Below are 14087 nucleotides of genomic sequence, written 5' to 3' on the forward strand. Positions count from 1 at the left end.
CCATGCGCCCCATTCCCGCGCAGGCCAGCGGTATTCTCAGCTACTTCGCCCGTCACCGTACCGCCGCCAACCTTCTGCTGGTGATCCTGCTGGTGCTGGGCGCGGCGTCGATGCCGAACATGCGGGCACAGTTCTTTCCCGATGTGATCGTCGAGTCGGTATCGGTAAACGTCACGTGGGAGGGGGCCGGCCCCGAAGATGTCGACAGCGCCATCGTCCAGGTGCTCGAACCCACGCTTCTGGCGGTGGACGGAGTCGAAAGCACCTCGTCGGTCTCGCGCGAGGGAAGCGCTTCGATCAACCTCGAATTCGAACCGGGCACGGACATGTCGCGCGCCACCGACGATGTGCAGACCGCGGTCGACAGTGTCACGACCCTGCCCGAGGAGGCGGAGGAACCCGAGGTGCGCCGTGGCGCATGGCGCGACCGCGTGACCGACGTGGTGATCTCTGGACCCACCGACCCGACGCAACTTGCGCTCTACACCGATGAGTTCGTCACTCGCCTCTTCGAGATCGGCGTCACCCGCACCACGATCCGCGGCATCGCCGCTCCGCGAACCGTGGTCGAGGTGCCGACCATGCAGCTCATAGCCAATGACGTGACCCTGTCGGAAATCGCTCAGGCCATCGCGGCCGAGGTCGATGCCGACCCCGCGGGCGACGTGACCGGCGCCAACGCCCGCGTCCGCACCGGCGAGGAACGCCGCACTCCTGAAGAGATCGAGCGCATCGTGCTGCGCTCCAACTCCGATGGCTCGCAGCTGACCATTGGCGAGGTCGCGACGATCCGGGTCGAGGGCGTCACCCGGAACCGGTCCTATTTCGTGGCCGAGAACCCCGCAATGTCGATCCGCATCGACCGTTCGGACCAGGGCGACGCGATCCGGATTCAGCACAGCGTCGAAGAGGCCGCCGCCGAGATGCAGCTCTCGTTGCCCGAAGGTGTCACGATCGAGCTGATCCGCACCCGCGCGCAGGCCATCACGGATCGCCTGAACATCCTCGTCGACAACGGGCTCATGGGGCTGGGCCTGGTCGTCTGCCTGCTGTTTCTCTTCCTGAACGCGCGCATCGCCTTCTGGGTGGCGGCCGGCATTCCCGCCGCCATGTTCGCGGCCATCGCGGTGATGTATCTCGCCGGGATCTCGCTCAACATGGTCTCGCTCTTCGGCCTCATCATCACGCTGGGAATTGTGGTCGATGACGCGATCGTGGTGGGCGAACATGCCGATTTCCGGGCGCGCCGCCTGAACGAGGCGCCGGTCGTTGCCGCCGAACGTGCCGCACGCCGGATGGCGATGCCGGTCTTCGCGGCGACGCTCACGACCGTCATCGCCTTTTTCGGCCTCGTCTCGATCGGCGGCCGGTTCGGAGAGCTGATCCGGGACATCCCCTTCACCGTGATCGCGGTCCTGCTCGCCTCGCTGGTCGAATGCTTTCTGATCCTGCCCAACCACATGAGCCACGCCATCGCCCACTCGGCCAAGCAGCACTGGTACGACTGGCCCAACCGCGTGGTGAATGCCGGTTTCCGGTGGATGCGCGACCGGCTGTTCCGCCCCTTCGTCGGCTGGATCATCACGGCCCGCTACGTGGTGCTTGCCGGGGCGGTTGTCCTGCTGGCCTCGCAACTGGCGCTGGTGATCGGCGGCGACGTGCAATGGCGCTTCTTCAACGCGCCCGAACGCGGCTCGGTCACCGGCAACTTCGCCATGGTCGAGGGGGCCAGCCGCGAAGATACGCTGGAACAGATGCGCGAGTTGCAGCGCGCCACGGATGAGCTTGCCGCCGAACTCGAAGAGCGGCTGGGCGTGAACCCGGTCGATTTCGTGATGGCGGAAATCGGTGGCAACGCGGGTTTCGGCCTCGCCGGGGTCGAGGGCAAGGATGGCGATCTGCTCGGCGGCATCTCGATCGAGCTGATCGACGCGGATGCGCGGCCCGGCTACTCCTCCTTCGCTTTCGTCGCCGAATTGCAGGACCGCGTCGTCCAGCACCCGATGACCGAAACCGTCAGCTTCCGCGGCTGGCGCTCCGGACCGGGGGGCGATGCGCTCGATGTCCAGTTCTTCGGCGCCGATGTCGACACGCTCAAGGCCGCCTCCGAGGCCCTCAAGGAAGCGCTCCTGCCATATCCCGAAGTCTCGGCCGTCGAGGACAATCTCGCCTACGACAAGGAAGAGATCATCGTCGACCTCACCGCGCAGGGGCAGGCGATGGGCTTCACCACCGAAACACTCGGCCGCGTGCTGCGCCACCGGCTCAACGGGATCGAGGCCGCGACCTATCCCGACGGACCCCGCAGCGCCGAGATCCGCGTCGAACTGCCCGAGAACGAGCTGACCGCGGATTTCCTCGAACGCACCCTGCTGCGCAGTCCGCGCGGTGTCTACGTTCCGCTCGCCGATATCGTCTCGGTCCGGTCCGAAACCGGCTTTTCCACCGTGCGCCGCGAAAACGGCATCCGCGTCATCTCGGTCACCGGCGACATATCCGAGGACGACCCCGCCCGCGCCGAGGAAATCACCCAGGCCCTGCAGGCCGAGATCCTGCCCCGCATCGCCAGCGAGCAGCAAGTCGAATGGCGGCTCTCGGGCCTGTCGGAACAGGAGGATGAATTCCTCAACGACGCGCGCACCGGCCTTATCCTGTGCCTCACCGGCATCTACCTCGTTCTTGCCTGGGTCTTCGCCAGCTGGACCCGCCCCTTCGTCGTGATGGCGGTCATTCCCTTCGGCCTCGTGGGCGCGATCTGGGGGCACTATATCTGGGATGTGCCGCTTTCGATGTTCACGGTGGTCGGGCTGCTGGGCATGACCGGCATCATCATCAATGACTCCATCGTTCTGGTGACGACGATCGACGAATATGCAAGCGAACGCGGCATCGTCCCGTCGATTATCGAAGGGGCCGCCGACCGATTGCGCCCAGTGATGCTGACCACGCTGACGACCGTTCTGGGCCTCGCGCCGCTTCTGTACGAGTCCTCGCAGCAGGCGCAGTTTCTGAAACCCACCGTGATCTCGCTGGTCTATGGTCTGGGCTTTGGCATGGCGCTGGTGCTGGTCGTGGTCCCGGTGTTGATCGCCATCCAGCGCGACCTTGGCCGGCCGATGCGGGCCATGCGCCGCGCGCTGCGTGCGCCCGATGCGCGGGTGCGGCGGGCCAACCTCGGACTTGCCTTCTCGCTGGCCATGTGGCTGGGGCTGACGATGATCTGGCCGCTCGTGACCGGCGCATTGCCGGATGCAATGCTTCGGGCGCTGCCGGCGCTCGCTGACCGGCCCGCACTGCAAACCGGGCTTTTGCTGTTCCTCGCGGGCGGGTTGGTTCTGATGCTGCTACTCGCAGCGGCGTCCGCGCTGCTTTTCAGGCGCCGCGCCTGATCGCCAGCCGCATCAGATCCGCCACGCCCGAGATCAGCGGCAAACGACCCTCGCGCACATCTCCGATCGGAATCCAAGCGGCATCCATTGCGTCGTCGCCCGCCTGCGGCTCTCCGCGTTCATACCGACAGGCAACACCCACCAGCAGGTAATGCGTCTTGACCTCGTCACCCTCGCGCAGGATCAGGTCAAAATGGGTCAGGATCTCACCGGCGCGTGCGTGGATGGAGGTTTCTTCATGCAACTCGCGCATCGCGGTTTCCGCGACCGTCTCGCCCCATTCCACATGCCCGCCGGGAAAGCCCCACATGCCGCGCCCGGGATCCTTGCCGCGCTGCGCCAGCAAGACGTGGTTGTCACGCAGTACAACCGCCAGCGCCCCCAGAAGAGGTACCCGTGCCGTCACCCCGGCGTACAGCCCCGGATATCGACAGCATGTTTCGCGCCTAGCACCGTGATCCGGATATCGCCCCGGTCCAGGGCAAAGGCACCACCTGCTTCGTTCACGAACTCCGAAGTCGCGACCAGCGTGCCGCCTTGCCGCACCGTCTTGGTTTCCGACGCCCAGAGCGATGGGTTGCCGGGCTCGATCACCGCGACCTCTTCGCCGCCGGCCGACGGCATTGCGATATGCGCCTCGACCTGCATTCCGTCGCGCGTCGGTCGCAGGCGGCATTTCGCCTCGCGTACGCCGCCCTCGCGCGCCGAATATGGCCGCTGTGCCAGCGCTGCCGCGATGGCCGGGTTGCGCCCGGCGCCAGCGTCCAGCGCATGGTCGAAATCCAGATCGGCGGGCACGCAGACATCCTTGCACACCCCGAATTCCATCCGCCCCCGCAGCGCGACCGGCTGACCGGGGCGCGCGGGCGTGATCTCGACCGGCAGAACCAACTCATCCGAATAGCCGATGGAGCGCATCCCGCTCTGGTCGAAAACCTCGGGCGCCGGCCATGTGATCGCCACACCGCCCACGTTGCGCGAACGCGACCAGTCGAATTGCGGCGGAATACCCGCATCCCCCGGCGCGCGCCAATAGGTCTTCCAGCCGTCGGCAAGCTTCAGGCGCAGCGCGCCCAGGTAGGTGCCGCGCTCGGTCATCCCGCCATCGAGCACCTCGAGACGCGCCAAACCGTCTGCATCGCCCGCTTGGGCGCTCGAGGCCAGGCCCGCGGCCATCGCCGCGGCATATGCGATCCGTTTCAGCATGGTTCATAAATGCGTCATCAAACGCGCTTTGCCAAGTCACGTTCGGGTCAGCAGCGCTTTCGCCGTTGCAACCCTTGCACCGGGCGCGTCACATCTCCATTCTTGAAAGAGAGACGAAACAAAGACAGGCGCATGATGGATCTGACCGGAAAACTTCTGATCGCGATGCCCGGCATGGGTGACCCGCGGTTCGACCATTCGGTGATCTACCTGTGCAGCCACGGCTCGGACGGGGCGATGGGGCTCATCGTCAACAAGCCCGCCGACCTGCCGATGAAAACGTTGCTCGACCAGCTGGAAATCGGCTGCGCCATCCCTTCCGTTGCCGACGCGCCGGTGCGCTTCGGCGGTCCGGTCGAAACCGGGCGCGGTTTTGTCCTGCATAGCTCGGATTATGACGCGAACCTGCATTCGCTCAACGTCGCGCCGGGCTTTTCCATGACAGCGACGCTGGACGTGCTCGAGGATATCGCCAAGGGCCGCGGCCCCGAACGCGCGCTGATGATGCTGGGATACTCCGGCTGGGGTCCCGGTCAGCTCGAAGAGGAGATCGCGGCCAATGGCTGGTTGACGGCCGATGCGTCGTCCGACCTTGTCTTCGGTCAGCCCGACGCCGACAAGTGGGAGGCTGCGCTCGGCTCTCTCGGAGTCGATCCGCTGACACTCTCGGCCAGCGCGGGGCACGCCTAGCGCGGCGCCGCGGCCCGACGCAGCCGGTCGTTTATCGCCACGCCAAGCCCCCTTTCGGGGATCGGCGACACCGCGATCGGCCGCCCCAGCGCGTCCAGCCTGTGCAGCGCCGCAAAAAGCGCCGCCGCCGCCTCGGCAAGGTCGCCCGTTTCCGACAGGTTCAGATCGCATTCCATACGTCCGAAGCCCAGCAGAACCTCGTCACCCTCGGCCCGTTTCGCGTTCAGCCGCACCGATGCCTCGGGCGCGTAATGCGACGCCAGCTGGCCCGGAGCGGTGATCGAGCCGCTTTCGTCACGTGCGAGGGGGGCGCCCAGCACCGCCTCGATCTCCTCGCCCGCCAATCCGCCGGGGCGCAGCAGTCGTGGCTCGTGCGACAGGCCCAGGATCGTCGATTCGACCCCGACGCCGCAGGGACCGGCATCCAGTACTGCCGCGATGCGTCCCGACAGTCCTGCCAAAACGTGATCTGCCGTGGTCGGACTGATCCGCCCTGACGGGTTGGCCGAGGGCGCGGCAAGCGGCCCGCCCACTTCGCCCAATAGCGCCCGCGCCACCGGATGGGCCGGAACCCGCACCGCCAGCGTCTTCAGACCCGCCGTGACCAGCGAAGATACGCCATGCCCCGCCCGCAGCGGCAGTACCAGCGTCAGCGGCCCCGGCCAGAACGCCGATGCCAAGCGCTCGGCCGCGTCATTCCACTCCACCAGCGCCTGCGCATCGCGCACCGTGGCGACATGCGCGATCAACGGGTTGAAACTAGGCCGGCCCTTGGCCTCGTAGATCGCCGCCACCGCCCGGCCATTGCGCGCATCGCCGCCCAGCCCATAGACCGTCTCGGTCGGAAAGGCGACAAGCCTGCCCGCGCGCAACAGTGCGGCGGCATGGGCGATGCCCTCCGCATCGGCGGGCAGGCGGGCGGTGGTCTGTTGGCTCATGACCGGGCAGATGGCTCCGAAAATCGCTATGACGCGGCGTTTTGGTTGCTTGAACGAGGCATGTCGATAGGTAATCGATCAAGCTCCGATGAATATCGGCCCGGCCCGGCGATTCCAAGCCCGCCCGCGCCCATGAGCGAGACACGAAGCCCAGACCAGATCCGGGAGACACCATGCCCTATCGCGCCCCCGTAACCGATTACCAGTTCCTTTTCGACAATATCGTCGGCTTCAACGAGGTCGCCGTCACCGACCGCTTTGCCGAGGCTACCTCGGATGTCGTCTCGGCCATCCTCAACGAGGCCGGCAAGATGTGCGAAACCGTGATGGCACCGTTGCAGCGCAATGGCGACCAGCACCCGGCGGTGCTGGAAAACGGTGTCGTGCGCACCTCGCCCGGATTTGCCGACGGTTTCAAGGCGATTGCCGAGGGTGGCTATATCGGCATCAGCGCAGATCCCGAGTTCGGCGGGCTGGGCCTGCCGATGACGCTCACCACCGCCGTGAACGAGATGATGAGCGCGGCCTGCCTGTCGCTGCAACTCGCCCCGCTGATGAGCCAGGGCCAGATCGAGGCACTGGAGCATCACGCCAGTGACGAACTCAAGGCCACCTACCTGCCCAAGCTCATCTCGGGCGAATGGACCGGCACCATGAACCTGACCGAACCGCAGGCAGGCTCCGACGTCGGCGCGCTCACCTCCAAGGCCGTGCCCAACGGCGATGGTTCCTACGCGATCACCGGGCAAAAGATCTATATCTCGTGGGGTGACAATGATTTCACGGGCAATGTCTGCCATCTCGTGCTGGCACGTCTGCCCGATGGTGTGCCGGGGACCAAGGGTATCTCGCTGTTCCTCGTGCCGAAATACATCCCCGACGAGAATGGCGAGCCGGGCCGTGCGAACGAACTCAAGGTCGTCAGCCTCGAACACAAGATGGGCCTGCACGGCTCGCCCACCTGCGTCATGCAGTATGATGGCGCGACCGGCTGGCTGGTCGGCCCGGAACATGGCGGCATGGCCGCGATGTTCACCATGATGAACAACGCCCGCCTCGGCGTGGGCGGGCAGGGCATCGGCGCCGCCGAAGGCGCGTTGCAACACGCGCTGGCCTATGCACTGGAACGCCGTCAGGGCCGCTCGATCCACGGGTACTCCATCGCGGCGCATGCCGATGTGCGGCGCATGCTGATGACGATGAAGGCCGAGGTCTTTGCCGCCCGCGCCATCGGGTTGGCCTGTGCCGTGGCCATCGACATGGAAGACGCCACCGGCGAAGAGCACTGGGCCAAGCGCGCCGCCTTCCTGACCCCCATCGCCAAGGCCTTTGGTACCGATACCGGGGTCGAGGTGTCGAACATGGGCATCCAGGTCCATGGCGGCATGGGCTTTGTCGAGGAAACCGGCGCCGCGCAATATGCCCGCGACGTGCGCGTTACCACGATCTACGAAGGCACCAACGGCATCCAGGCGATGGACCTCGTCGCGCGCAAGATGATGGACGGGGGCGAGGCCGCCTTCGGCCTGCTTGACGAAATCGAAGCGAATGCCGAGGCGGGCCGCGCCTCGCACAAGGACCTGGCCGAAGCCGTCTGGCAGGCGACCGAAACGCTGCGCGAAGGCACCGAATGGCTGGTGGCGCAATCCGACATGGATGACCGTTTCGCCGGCGCCGTTCCCTTCCTGCGCGCCTTTGCACGCGTGCTGGGTGCGCATTTCCACCTCAAGGCGGCGATGGCCGAACCGGGCGGGCCGCGGGAAACGCTGGCGCGGTTCTACATCGAACGGATGCTGCCGGAACACGCGCCGCTTCTGACCCATGCGCAATCGGGCTCCGCCGGGCTTTACGCCATGAACCTCGACGATCTGGCCGCTTGATATGGATGGCGGCCCGACACGCGTGATGCGCACCCCGTGGGACACCCCTCCGGCACCCGGCGAGGCGATCGAGGTGGCCGAGGGCGTCCTCTGGATGCGCCTCCCGCTGCCGATGAAGCTCGACCATGTCAACGTCTACGCTCTGGATGACGGCGACGGCTGGACCGTGGTCGATACCGGATTTTCCTCGAAAAAGACCCGCGGCATCTGGGAAACCCTGATGTCGGGTCCCCTCAAGGGGAAGCCCGTCACACGCGTCGTGGCCACCCATCACCACCCCGACCACGTCGGCAATGCCGGCTGGTTCCAGTCCGAGCACGGGGCCGAGCTTGTCACCACGCGCACCGCCTGGCTCTTTGCGCGGATGCTCACGCTGGACGTGCAGGAAAGCTGGCCCGAGGAGACGCTGAATTATTACCGCAGCGCCGGCATGGCGCCGGAAATCCTGGCCAAGCGCATGGCGGACCGCCCGTTCAACTTCTCGGACATGGTCTATCCCATGCCGCTCGGCTTCACGCGGGTGAAACAAGGCGACGTGTTCCGCATGGGCGGGCGCGATTGGGACGTGCATATCGGCAATGGCCACGCCCCCGAACATGCCACCTTCTGGAGCCGCGACGACCATCTCGTGCTGACGGGCGACCAGATCCTCAGCTCGATCAGCCCCAATATCGGCGTCTACGCGACCGAACCGATGGCCGATCCGGTGGCCGACTGGCTGGAAGCCTGCGAGCGGCTCGAGCCTCTGGCAAGGCCCGACCACCTTGCACTTGGCGGGCACAAGCTGCCATTCACTGGCCTGCCCATCCGCATGCGGCAACTGATCGACAACCACCACAGCGCGCTCGACCGCCTGCTGCGCCATCTCGACACGCCCAAGACCGCCGCCGATTGTTTCGCGCCGCTTTTCAAACGCACCATCGGCGAGGGCGAATATGGCCTCGCACTGGTCGAGGCGGTTGCGCATCTCAACCACCTCTACCACATAGATGACGTAACGCGGACACGCCGGGAGGACGGGGCCTGGCTCTACCAACGCAAGGGGTAAGCCATGGGCGACCAGATCGAAACCACGGCCGAGGCCGCCGAGGCCGAGGCGCTGCCACGCTGTCACGAGGTGCATTCCGACCCCGACAGCAGCGCCCGGCTGGGCGAGGTGCCCGAGCCGATGCAACGCGCCGCCAAAAGCAAGAGCCCCGCGCAATGGGCCTATGAGCGGCTGATTCTCTATATCCGCAACTTCGAAAAGCAGCTCGATGGCGAGCACGAGGTGGCGATGGGCTTTGCCGGTGGCGATACCGGCGTACTCAGGATCGAGGGGATGGGATACTTCGACCCCGATATCGTCACGTTCTATGGAAGCGACGCAACCGGCACCAAGACCCAGCTCATCCAGCATGTCAGCCAGCTCAGCGTGATGTTGCGGGCCCTGCCCAAACCGCGCAAGGACGGCCCCGCGCAGCGCATCGGCTTTCGCCTCGCGCAGGATCTCGACGGGGCAGGGGACACGATCGCGGAAAAGACATAACCCCACGGCTTGATTTTCGCGTGGCCGCCGCGCTCAATGGGGCGTGAACAGCTGCCGGAGTGTCGCCCGCCGTGTCACATCTTTCCTCAGTACTCGACGCCTATCGCTCGGCCTGGCAAAACCGCGTCTTTGCCGTGCCGCTCTATCTTGGGCTTCGGCTGCTCGCGCTGGCGCTCGTTGCGCCTGCCGCGGCCCTCGTGATCCGGCTGGCGGTCGCCAGTTCGGACCAGTCGGCACTGACCGATCAGGATATCGCGTGGTTCATCCTTTCGCCGTGGGGCTTTGCCGTTACGCTGATTGCGCTCAGCGTGCTGCTCGTGGCCGAAGTGCTTGGCTTTGCGGTGCTGGCCGCGGCCTTGCGGTCGGGCAAGACAGGCTCCCTTGCCGCAGGACGTGCCGGGCTGGGTCTGGTCCTGTGGCGGATGCGCGGGCTTCTTGGATTTGCCGCGCGGCTCATCCTGCGCGTTCTGGTCATCGCCGCGCCCTTTCTTGCACTTGCCGGACTGGTCGCGTGGTGGCGACTGACGGCGCATGACATCAACTATTACCTTACCGTGAAACCGCCCGAATTCGTGGTTGCGGTGGCGCTGATTGCGGCGATTCTCGCGCTTATGGCCGTGGTTCTGATCCGGCGCCTCTCGTCATGGGCGCTCGCCCTGCATCTGGTGTTGTTCGAGGCGGTGCACCCTGCCGCCGCTTTCACCGCCAGCACCGCCCGCATGCAAGGGCGGCGCGGCGCGATCCAGCGCGATATCGTCTTCTGGTTGCTCATGCGCCTTGCGCTTGCAGGTATCATCGCACTTGTTGCCTCGGGTCTGCTGGCGCTGGTGCCCCTGTCGGCGGAAACCAATCTCAAGCTCGCGCTCGGCGTGACGGTGCTGATCATCGCGCTCTGGTCGCTGGCAGGGCTGGCGCTGGCCGCGCTTGCCCTCACCGCGCTCGCCGTGCTGCTCGACGGGTATCTCGGCCGCCTGCCGGATCGCGCCGCCGTGCCCACGACTCCACCCGGGCAGAGCTGGCTGCCCGCTGGCGTGGCAGTCGCGGTTGCGGTGCTGGCGCTTGGCATCTGGACCGGCGACCGACTGCTGGCCGCTGCCGATGCGCAGGACCATGCCGAGGTCATCGGCCATCGCGGGGCAGCGGCAGCCGCGCCAGAGAACACCATGGCCTCGGTCCACCGCGCGCTGGATGACGGTGCAGACTGGGTCGAGATCGACGTTCAGGAAACCGCTGACGGGATTGTCGTGGTCATCCACGATAGCGATTTCATGAAGCTCGCCGGCGTCCCGACCAAGATCTGGGATGCCCGCATGTCCGACCTGGACGAGATCGACGTGGGCAGCTGGTTTGCGCCGCAATTCGCCGAAGAGCGGGTGCCGACCCTCAGCGACGTGCTCGCCGCGGCGCGCGGACGCGCCAAGGTCATCATCGAGTTGAAGTATTACGGACATGACGAGGATCTCGAGAACCGCGTCGTCGAGATCGTCGAAGAGATGGACATGGCCGAAGATGTTGCCGTCATGTCGCTCAAGTATCCGGCGGTGCAGAAGATGCGCCAATTGCGCCCCGACTGGCGCACCGGTGTTCTGGCCGCTACCGCTGTCGGGGATCTGACCGGGCTTGAGGGGGACTTCATCGCGGTCAGCGCGGGCCGGGTCACGCCGGCTCTTTTGCGCTCGGCCGAAACCGCGGGCAAGGACGTCTACGCCTGGACGGTGAACGACCCGCTCGAGATGTCGCGACTGCTCTCGATGGGGATCGACGGGCTGATCACCGACGAACCGGCAATGGCAAACAAGGTGCTCGCCTTTCGGGCCGAGCTGTCGCCGACCGGGCGGCTTCTGCTGTGGCTCGCGGTTGAGCTGGGGCTTGATTTCGACATGGACAAAACGGTCAACGAGGACCCGTGAGACGGTACAAAACGGACAAATCGGGGGGTACCACACGGTACCCCCGCCGCCTGCGCAACGTGATGCTGGCGCTTTTTCTGCCGACCTGTGCCGTCGCCCAGTCCTGGTCGCCCGAACGCCCCGCGCATGTCGCGCTGATGGCCGCGCGAACTGCCGCCCCGCTGACCGAGTTCACCACGGACGGTTGTTCGGGCGGACTTTCGGCTGGCTGGGAACTGCTGAACCAGACATTTCCCGCCTATACCGCGACCTTGCGCGATCATCCGCCCTGGGAGGTGTGCTGCGTCAGCCATGACCGCGCCTATCACGATGCCGGGGGCGCGGTGACGGCCGCAGCCAGTCTTGCCGCCCGCGCCAGTGCCGACCGCGCCTTGAAGGCTTGTGTTCTGCGCAACGGCGAGGCGCTGAAAGGTGAGATTTCTCAACGGTTTGAGGTCGATCCAGATCACGTCGAAACAGCCTATGCCGCCATCGCTCAGGCCATGTATCTGGCCGTGCGGGTGGGCGGCGGCCCCTGTACCGGGCTGCCATGGCGCTGGGGCTATGGATTGCCATCATGCTACAGGTCGAACGTGAGGCCCCCTGCGCGCGATTGACGTCGTGACAGGACGGTGAGAATCCCTTATTCAGCTACAAAACACGCGAACAGGACTTATGGACATGGCCGAACACAAGCATGGCGAGATGGACATCACCACTCAGGAAAAGACTTTTGCGGGCTTCATGAAGTTCACCACGTGGTCCGTGGTGTTCTTTGTTTTCCTTGCGCTTTTCCTGCTGATCTTCGCCTCCTGATCGATCACATCCCATAGGGGGCACTCGTGCAAAAGCTTCTGATCGCCGGCGCCGCCGCGTTGACGCTTGCCGCATGCGCCGGACCGCAAGGCCCGCAAGCCACGCCCGAGCAGATTCAGGCCGTGTCGTATCGTGACGCCGGTCCGGCCTATCTGACTCTCTATACGATGGTGAACAACCGCACCGGCAGCGGCGGGCACTCCGCACTGCTGATCAACGGCAGCCAGCGGGTGATCTTTGATCCCGCAGGGTCTTTTTACGCTGACGTGGTGCCCGAGCGTAACGACGTCCTTTACGGGATCACCCCCGCAGTCGAGAAGGCGTATCGCGGGGCGCATGCCCGCTCGACACATCATGTCGTGCGCCAGACGATCGAAGTGACGCCCCAACAGGCCGAGATCGCCTTGCGGAGCGCGCAATCGATCGGGGCCACCGCAGGTGGGTTCTGTGCGAACGGCACGGCGCAGGTCCTCAGGCGTGTGCCCGGGTTCGAGAGCATCTCGCCCGTGATCCAGCCGACCAAGCTGATGGCGCAATTCGATGCCATCCCGGGTGTGGTGACGGACAAGTATTACGAGGACGACGACGGCGATCTGCAGCGCGGGCTCGAACAGAACAACGCCAAGTTGAACCAGCAGGGCTAGCCCATCAGGGCCGTTAATCCCGCAAGGGTCGCCGCACCGCTGAAGATCGCGGCGATCACGTTCTTGCTCCAGTAGCCGACGGCAAGCGTGACCAGGGCCGCCGAAATGCGCGGTAGGTTGAATTCGCCATCCGTTGCACGAGGCCAAACCACCAAGGGCACGACGAGCGCGGGCAGGATGGCTACCGCCGTGTAGCGCAGATGCCGTAGCATCCATGGCGGCATCGTTCTGTCCCCGACGAACCCGATGAAGACGAACCGCAGCGCAAAGCTGCCGATGGCCATGCCTGCGATCACGATCCAGATCGTGCTGTCGGATATCTCGGTCATACCGCCGCCTTTCGCTTTTCGATCAGGTATTCGGCCTGTGCCCCGGCGATCATGCCAGCGAGCCCGGCCACAATGAGCCCGAGGTTATAGGGAATTCCCGCCGCCATCAGCGCAACGACGCAGGAGACCCCCGCCGCGACCATGTGGGCCGGTGTCCGCAGCATTGGGCCGATCATGGCCAGAAAGGCGATCGGCAGCGCGAAATCGAGACCCATGCTTTCGGGGACGCGGTTTCCAAGAACCGCACCCAGATAGGTTGCGCCGAACCAGGTCGGAACGATCGGTGCGCTGGTCCCGATGAAATACGCCATCCGTTCCGGCAGGCTCATGCTCCTGTCGGTTTCGAAACGGATGATTGACAGCGCATAGGACTGATCGACTGTCAGATAGGCTGCAAGGATACGCTGTGGCAGGGTTGCCTGGCCGAGGTAAGGGGTCAGCGAGGCCGAATACATCGCCACGCGAAGGTTCACCGCCAGCGCCGAGATCAACACGATCAGCGTCGGCACCTGTTCCGTCATCAATTGCAGGGCCGTCAACTGTGCAGCCCCGGCAAAAACCGTGGCGGAAAAGGTCATCGTCTGAAGTAGGTCAAGCCCGGCTTCGGTTGCGAAAACGCCGAACAGCATTCCGAACGGTCCGGCCACCAAGATGAAGGGGATGGCATCCCGCGCGCCGCGCCGGAAAAAGGATTTCGGTGTGGAGAAACTCATGCGCAGCCCCTAGGTTAGGCGCGACCGGCTTACCGGCTGGCCGGAACCTGTGCAATGGGGGGAGG

At 65.4% G+C, this 14087-nt stretch carries 14 protein-coding genes; 9 read left to right on the forward strand and 5 right to left on the reverse strand.

What is annotated here, in order from left to right; genetic code table 11:
• Nucleotides 1–2 precede the first annotated feature (2 nt).
• On the forward strand, nt 3–3389 hold the full coding sequence (locus ACFORG_RS12975) for an efflux RND transporter permease subunit (RefSeq protein WP_386735957.1): 3387 nt from the start codon (nt 3–5) through the stop codon (nt 3387–3389).
• Here the strand turns inward: ACFORG_RS12975 and ACFORG_RS12980 are convergent.
• Nucleotides 3373–3795, reverse strand: a complete 423-nt coding sequence (locus tag ACFORG_RS12980; RefSeq protein ID WP_386735958.1) for an NUDIX hydrolase — start codon at nt 3793–3795, stop codon at nt 3373–3375. The genes ACFORG_RS12975 and ACFORG_RS12980 overlap by 17 nt on opposite strands.
• On the reverse strand, nt 3792–4595 hold the full coding sequence (locus tag ACFORG_RS12985; RefSeq protein ID WP_386735959.1) for a protein-disulfide reductase DsbD domain-containing protein: 804 nt from the start codon (nt 4593–4595) through the stop codon (nt 3792–3794). Before ACFORG_RS12985 ends, ACFORG_RS12980 begins: the two co-directional genes overlap by 4 nt.
• 135 nt (nt 4596–4730) lie before the next feature.
• On the opposite strand from ACFORG_RS12985, the gene ACFORG_RS12990 reads away from it, so the two are divergent.
• The gene (locus ACFORG_RS12990) at nt 4731–5285 is read left to right on the forward strand and encodes a YqgE/AlgH family protein (RefSeq protein WP_386736045.1); all 555 of its coding nucleotides are present in this window, start codon (nt 4731–4733) and stop codon (nt 5283–5285) included.
• Here the strand turns inward: ACFORG_RS12990 and ACFORG_RS12995 are convergent.
• Nucleotides 5282–6223 carry an L-threonylcarbamoyladenylate synthase gene (locus ACFORG_RS12995; protein ID WP_386735960.1) on the reverse strand — a complete coding sequence of 314 codons (942 nt, stop codon included), beginning with the start codon at nt 6221–6223 and terminating at the stop codon, nt 5282–5284. The two genes, ACFORG_RS12990 and ACFORG_RS12995, sit on opposite strands and share 4 nt — an antisense overlap.
• A gap of 173 nt (nt 6224–6396) precedes the next feature.
• Here ACFORG_RS12995 and ACFORG_RS13000 point away from each other — a divergent pair, with 173 nt between their 5' ends.
• The 7 genes from ACFORG_RS13000 to ACFORG_RS13030 all read left to right on the forward strand — a co-directional run bounded on the left by ACFORG_RS13000 (nt 6397) and on the right by ACFORG_RS13030 (nt 12980).
• Nucleotides 6397–8103 (forward strand): acyl-CoA dehydrogenase, encoded by a 1707-nt coding sequence (locus ACFORG_RS13000; protein WP_386735961.1) that lies wholly within the window; start codon nt 6397–6399, stop codon nt 8101–8103.
• 25 nt (nt 8104–8128) lie between these two features.
• Nucleotides 8129–9151 (forward strand): MBL fold metallo-hydrolase, encoded by a 1023-nt coding sequence (locus ACFORG_RS13005; protein WP_386735962.1) that lies wholly within the window; start codon nt 8129–8131, stop codon nt 9149–9151.
• A gap of 3 nt (nt 9152–9154) precedes the next feature.
• Entirely contained in the window at nt 9155–9631 is a 477-nt protein-coding gene (locus ACFORG_RS13010) for a DUF6173 family protein (RefSeq protein ID WP_386735963.1), read from the forward strand.
• Nucleotides 9632–9702: 71 nt separating this feature from the next.
• Entirely contained in the window at nt 9703–11541 is a 1839-nt protein-coding gene (locus ACFORG_RS13015) for a glycerophosphodiester phosphodiesterase (protein ID WP_386735964.1), read from the forward strand.
• Nucleotides 11538–12137, forward strand: a complete 600-nt coding sequence (locus tag ACFORG_RS13020; protein WP_386735965.1) for a hypothetical protein — start codon at nt 11538–11540, stop codon at nt 12135–12137. The genes ACFORG_RS13015 and ACFORG_RS13020 overlap by 4 nt, the downstream gene beginning before the upstream one ends.
• 64 nt (nt 12138–12201) lie before the next feature.
• Nucleotides 12202–12336, forward strand: coding sequence for an aa3-type cytochrome c oxidase subunit IV (locus ACFORG_RS13025; RefSeq protein WP_386735966.1), 135 nt, complete (start codon nt 12202–12204; stop codon nt 12334–12336).
• A 26-nt stretch (nt 12337–12362) separates the two neighbouring features.
• Nucleotides 12363–12980 (forward strand): hypothetical protein, encoded by a 618-nt coding sequence (locus tag ACFORG_RS13030; protein WP_386735967.1) that lies wholly within the window; start codon nt 12363–12365, stop codon nt 12978–12980.
• Here the strand turns inward: ACFORG_RS13030 and ACFORG_RS13035 are convergent.
• Nucleotides 12977–13309, reverse strand: coding sequence for an AzlD domain-containing protein (locus ACFORG_RS13035; protein WP_386735968.1), 333 nt, complete (start codon nt 13307–13309; stop codon nt 12977–12979). The two genes, ACFORG_RS13030 and ACFORG_RS13035, sit on opposite strands and share 4 nt — an antisense overlap.
• On the reverse strand, nt 13306–14022 hold the full coding sequence (locus ACFORG_RS13040; protein WP_386735969.1) for an AzlC family ABC transporter permease: 717 nt from the start codon (nt 14020–14022) through the stop codon (nt 13306–13308). Before ACFORG_RS13040 ends, ACFORG_RS13035 begins: the two co-directional genes overlap by 4 nt.
• Between the last annotated feature and the right edge of the window lie 65 nt (nt 14023–14087).

The organism is Lutimaribacter marinistellae, assembly GCF_042648365.1.
Classification (GTDB): domain Bacteria; phylum Pseudomonadota; class Alphaproteobacteria; order Rhodobacterales; family Rhodobacteraceae; genus Lutimaribacter_A; species Lutimaribacter_A marinistellae.

Coding starts and splice junctions, on each gene's coding strand:
- ACFORG_RS12995 (WP_386735960.1), bottom strand. CDS start 6,223: ATGAGCCAACAGACCACCGCCCGCCTGCCCGCCGATGCGGAGGGCATC.
- ACFORG_RS13035 (WP_386735968.1), bottom strand. CDS start 13,309: ATGACCGAGATATCCGACAGCACGATCTGGATCGTGATCGCAGGCATG.
- ACFORG_RS13000 (WP_386735961.1), top strand. CDS start 6,397: ATGCCCTATCGCGCCCCCGTAACCGATTACCAGTTCCTTTTCGACAAT.
- ACFORG_RS13010 (WP_386735963.1), top strand. CDS start 9,155: ATGGGCGACCAGATCGAAACCACGGCCGAGGCCGCCGAGGCCGAGGCG.
- ACFORG_RS12975 (WP_386735957.1), top strand. CDS start 3: ATGCGCCCCATTCCCGCGCAGGCCAGCGGTATTCTCAGCTACTTCGCC.
- ACFORG_RS13005 (WP_386735962.1), top strand. CDS start 8,129: ATGCGCACCCCGTGGGACACCCCTCCGGCACCCGGCGAGGCGATCGAG.
- ACFORG_RS12990 (WP_386736045.1), top strand. CDS start 4,731: ATGGATCTGACCGGAAAACTTCTGATCGCGATGCCCGGCATGGGTGAC.
- ACFORG_RS12985 (WP_386735959.1), bottom strand. CDS start 4,595: ATGCTGAAACGGATCGCATATGCCGCGGCGATGGCCGCGGGCCTGGCC.
- ACFORG_RS13040 (WP_386735969.1), bottom strand. CDS start 14,022: ATGAGTTTCTCCACACCGAAATCCTTTTTCCGGCGCGGCGCGCGGGAT.
- ACFORG_RS13025 (WP_386735966.1), top strand. CDS start 12,202: ATGGCCGAACACAAGCATGGCGAGATGGACATCACCACTCAGGAAAAG.